General features: G+C 72.1%; 5 protein-coding genes. 4 read left to right on the top strand and 1 reads right to left on the bottom strand.

From position 1 onward, the window contains the following. On the top strand, window positions 1-489 hold a 489-nt coding region (locus ACH34T_RS44520), incomplete at its 5' end, for a M48 family metalloprotease (RefSeq protein WP_396027080.1). Then, window positions 473-1114: a hypothetical protein gene (locus ACH34T_RS44515; protein WP_396027079.1), complete on the top strand. Its 642-nt coding sequence runs from the start codon at window positions 473-475 to the stop codon at window positions 1112-1114. The genes ACH34T_RS44520 and ACH34T_RS44515, both read left to right, overlap by 17 nt. Here ACH34T_RS44515 and nadA read toward each other — a convergent pair. Beyond that, a complete protein-coding gene (gene nadA, locus ACH34T_RS44510) occupies window positions 1111-2265 on the bottom strand; it encodes a quinolinate synthase NadA (protein ID WP_396027078.1) in 1155 nt (384 codons plus the stop codon). The genes ACH34T_RS44515 and nadA overlap by 4 nt on opposite strands. A gap of 239 nt (window positions 2266-2504) precedes the next feature. On the opposite strand from nadA, the gene ACH34T_RS44505 reads away from it, so the two are divergent. Both ACH34T_RS44505 and ACH34T_RS44500 read left to right on the top strand, forming a co-directional pair. Then, window positions 2505-2867, top strand: a complete 363-nt coding sequence (locus ACH34T_RS44505) for a HesB/IscA family protein (RefSeq protein WP_396027077.1) — start codon at window positions 2505-2507, stop codon at window positions 2865-2867. A 184-nt stretch (window positions 2868-3051) separates the two neighbouring features. Further along, a complete protein-coding gene (locus tag ACH34T_RS44500) occupies window positions 3052-4038 on the top strand; it encodes a carbohydrate kinase family protein (RefSeq protein WP_396027076.1) in 987 nt (328 codons plus the stop codon). Window positions 4039-4115 lie beyond the last annotated feature (77 nt).

Below are 4115 nucleotides of genomic sequence, written 5' to 3'. Positions count from 1 at the left end.
ACCGCGCCCGTCGCCAACCGGGACGTGCTCGACACCGCGCTCGCGTCGTTCCCCGGCCTGTGCGCCGGGCTGGTCCTCGGCTGGTGGACGGGCCTGATCCCCGCCCGCGGCAGGTACGGCGCCGGACGCGCGGCCGCGACGCTCGTCGGGATCGTCCTGCTGCCGCTCGGCGTCGCGGCCGCGGTGCTGTTCGGCGCGGGAACGCTCACCGGGCTCGCGCTGTCGCGGCACCGGGAGCTGTGCGCCGACTCCACCGGCGCCGTGCTGACGGGGCGTCCGGGCGACCTCGCGTCCGCGCTCGGCAAGGTCACCGACGTGATCAGGGACGCGTCCCGCGACGACCTGCGGGCCCTGCGCCCGGTGAGCGGCCTGTGCGTGGTGGCGGTCCGCGGCGGCGGCGCGGACGTCCTGCTGTCCAGCCATCCGTCGCTTGAGCGGCGCACGGAGCGGCTGTCGGCCATCTCCTGGCGGCTTGAAGGCGGCGGCTGACGTGGGCGTCCTGGACGGGCTGCTCGGCCGTCCCGCGCCGCCGGGCCTGCCCGACCTCGACCGCCTGTTCGCGCTGCCCGCCGCCGCGACGGCGCTGGAGGCCGCGACCGGTTTCGCCCCCACCGGGCGCGGCGCCGTCTGCCACCGGCTCGTCGAGGGCGGCCCGTTCGGCGCCTTCGGCCGCGCTCAGCGCGACGTCGCCCGCCTCCTCGGAACCGGCGACGGCCGCGAGACCGGGCTGAGCGCCGGGCCCTACGGCTGGGGATGGGCGCACGTCACGCGCCCGCCGGACGCGTTCGACCGGCTCGTCTCCGACCTGCACATGGTCAACTCGACGCTGACCGCCGCCGGATACGGGCCCTACCTGCTGTGCTCGGCCGTCTCCTTCCGCCGGGGCGACGGCCCCCAGCGGCTCTTCCTCGTCCATTCGCCCGGCCGCGGGACGTTCTATCCGTTCGCGCCCCGTCCGCCCGACGTGCCGGGCGCGGGCGACCACCGCCGCAACAACACGGTCGAGATGAGCGCCCGCGACGCGCTCGCCGGCGAGCTGGACGTCGAATCCGACACCGGCCGCTGGTTCCCCGTCTGGGACGTCCTGAGCCTCCAGGCGCTCGGCCTTCCCTAGGGGAGGGCGAGCATCTGGTCGAGGGCCACGCGGGCGTGGTGCGCGGTCTCCGCGTCCACCTCGATGACGTTCTCGACCCGTCCGGCGGCGAGCGACTCCAGCGACAGCACCAGGTGCGGCAGGTCGATGCGGTTCATCGTCGAGCAGTAGCAGACGGTCTTGTCGAGGAACATGACGTTCTTGTCCGGGTGGGCGTTCGCGAGCCGCCGGACGAGGTTCAGCTCCGTCCCCACCGCCCAGGACGAACCGGGCTCCGCGGCCTCGATGGTCTTGATGATGTACTCGGTCGAGCCGATCTGGTCGGCCGCGGTGACGACCTCATGCCGGCACTCGGGATGCACGAGGACGTTCACCCCGGGCACGCGCGCGCGCACGTCGTCCACCGTCTCTTTGGAGAACCGTCCGTGCACGGAGCAGTGGCCGCGCCAGAGGATCATCTTGGCGTCCCGGAGCTGCTCCGCGGTGAGACCGCCCTCGCGACGGTGCGGGCTGTAGACGACGCAGTCGTCCAGGGAGAGGCCCATCTCCAGGACGGCGGTGTTGCGCCCAAGGTGCTGGTCGGGCAGGAACAGGACCTTCTTGCCCTTCCCGTAGGCCCAGTCCAGAGCGCGCTTGGCGTTGGACGAGGTGCACACCACGCCGCCGTGCCGCCCGACGAAGCCCTTGATGTCGGCCGACGAGTTCATGTAGGTGACCGGGACGACGTCGTCGGCGACGCCCGCGTCCTCCAGGACGTCCCAGCACTCCTCGACCTGGTCGAACGTCGCCATGTCCGCCATCGAGCAGCCCGCGCCGAGGTCGGGCAGGATCACCCGCTGGTGCGCGGCGGTGAGGATGTCCGCCGACTCCGCCATGAAATGGACGCCGCAGAACACGATGTACGGCGCCTCCGGACGGCCCGCCGCCTGCCGCGCCAGCTTGAACGAGTCGCCGGTGACGTCCGCGAACTGGATGACCTCGTCCCGCTGGTAGTGGTGGCCGAGCACGAACACCCGCTCGCCGAGCGCGGCCTTCGCGGCGCGGGCCCGGTCGACCAGCGCGGGGTCGGAGGCGGGCGGCAGCTCGCCGGGACAGTCCACGCCGCGTTCGCTGGCGGGGTCGGCACCGCCGCCGAGCAGCAGCAACGGAAGGTCGCGCACCGGGGTGGCCATGGCGTCATCTCCCTTCGGCGACGGGACTTATCGTCGCTTTGACGACTAATGATGGCACATCCGGCGCCCGGCCATCATGTGACGTAGACCGCACCGTTCCGGGGAGTTAGACATGGCCGGGAAGCGGAATGGGCCTATGGCGAGGTACGTTGTCCTACGGGAAGGGGCGTACGACGTCCTGGAGGACAAGCGACAGTCCGCCGCTCAGCGCGGCGCAGCGAGATCCGGGAGCTGAACACATGACGGTTTCAGGCGAGACCACGCAAGAGACCAGGCAGCAGGGCGTCGTCCTCACCGACGCCGCCGCCGAGAAGGCCAAGGGCCTGCTCGAGCAGGAGGGCCGCGACGACCTTGCGCTGCGTGTCGCCGTGCAGCCGGGCGGCTGCTCCGGCCTGATCTACCAGCTCTTCTTCGACGAGCGCGAGATGGACGGCGACCAGATCCAGGACTTCGACGGCCTGGCCGTCCGGGTCGACCGGATGAGCGCCCCCTACCTCACCGGCGCCACGATCGACTTCGTCGACTCGATCGAGAAGCAGGGTTTCACGATCGACAACCCGAACGCGTCGGGCTCCTGCGCCTGCGGCGACTCCTTCAACTGAGCGAACCGGCGCGACCGAGCGCCGGGGGCGGGCCGGACGGGTGTCCGGGCCGCCCCCTTTGGGTGCCCCGGGCCCCGGCCCGGGCTGCGCTCCGGCGTCATCTGTGATGCGATGGGAAAGTACTCTTTCCGGGTCCGAAACAGCCGGTGAACAGCCGGACGACCACCACGAGGAGAGCGACGCCGTGCGCATCGCCGTGACTGGCTCCATTGCGACCGACCACCTGATGACCTTCCCAGGAAGATTCACCGACCAGTTCCTGCCCGACCAGCTGGACCGGGTGTCGCTGTCCTTCCTGGTGGACGAACTGGACATCCGCCGCGGCGGGATCGGCGCCAACATCTGCTTCGGCATGGGCAGCCTCGGCAAGGAGTCGATCCTCGTCGGCTCCGTCGGCGACGACTTCGCCGACTACCGCTCCTGGCTCGAACGGCACGCGGTCGACACCGCGTCCGTGCACGTGTCCGACCTGCACCACACGGCCCGGTTCCTGTGCACCACCGACCAGGACCAGAACCAGATCGCGACGTTCTACGCCGGCGCGATGAGCGAGGCCCGCTCCATCGAGCTGCAACCCGTCGCCGACCGCGTCGGCGGCCTCGACCTCGTCATCGTCAGCCCGAACGACCCGGAGGCGATGCTGCGGCACACCGACGAGTGCCGCGCCCGCGGGATCCCGTTCGCGGCCGACCCGTCCCAGCAGCTCGCCCGCATGGACGGGCCCGACGTCCGCCGCCTCATCGACGGCGCCGCGTACCTGTTCAGCAACGAGTACGAGAAGGCGCTCGCCGAGGAGAAGACCGGCTGGTCCGGCGAGGAGATCCTGGACCGCGTCGGCATCCGGATCACCACCCTCGGCGCCAAGGGCGTCGTCATCGACCGCAAGGGCGTGGAGGGCCTGCACGTGCCCGCCGTCCCCGTCGAGAACGTCGTCGACCCGACCGGCGTCGGCGACGCGTTCCGCGCCGGTTTCCTGTCGGCGCTCGCCTGGGAGCTCCCGCTCGAACGCGCCGCCCAGGTCGGCCACACCATCGCCGCGCACGCCCTCGAATCCGCGGGCCCGCAGGAGTACACCCTGGCCCGCCAGGCGTTCCTCGACCGCTTCACCGCGGCGTACGGCTCCGGCGCCGCCGCGGACATCGCCTCCCACGTCGCCTGCCCGAACCCGTAGCGGCCGGCGGCCGCCCAGGCAGCGGGCGGCACCCCAGCATGCGGAAGGGGCGCGGCCTACCGCCCGGCCCTGGCCGG

Origin of the sequence: Actinomadura sp. 9N215 (assembly GCF_044326345.1) — a bacterium.
Classification (GTDB): Bacteria; Actinomycetota; Actinomycetes; order Streptosporangiales; family Streptosporangiaceae; genus Spirillospora.
This window is presented reverse-complemented; position numbering and strand designations above follow the sequence as displayed.

Coding starts and splice junctions, on each gene's coding strand:
- nadA (WP_396027078.1), bottom strand. CDS start 2,265: ATGGCCACCCCGGTGCGCGACCTTCCGTTGCTGCTGCTCGGCGGCGGT.
- ACH34T_RS44505 (WP_396027077.1), top strand. CDS start 2,505: ATGACGGTTTCAGGCGAGACCACGCAAGAGACCAGGCAGCAGGGCGTC.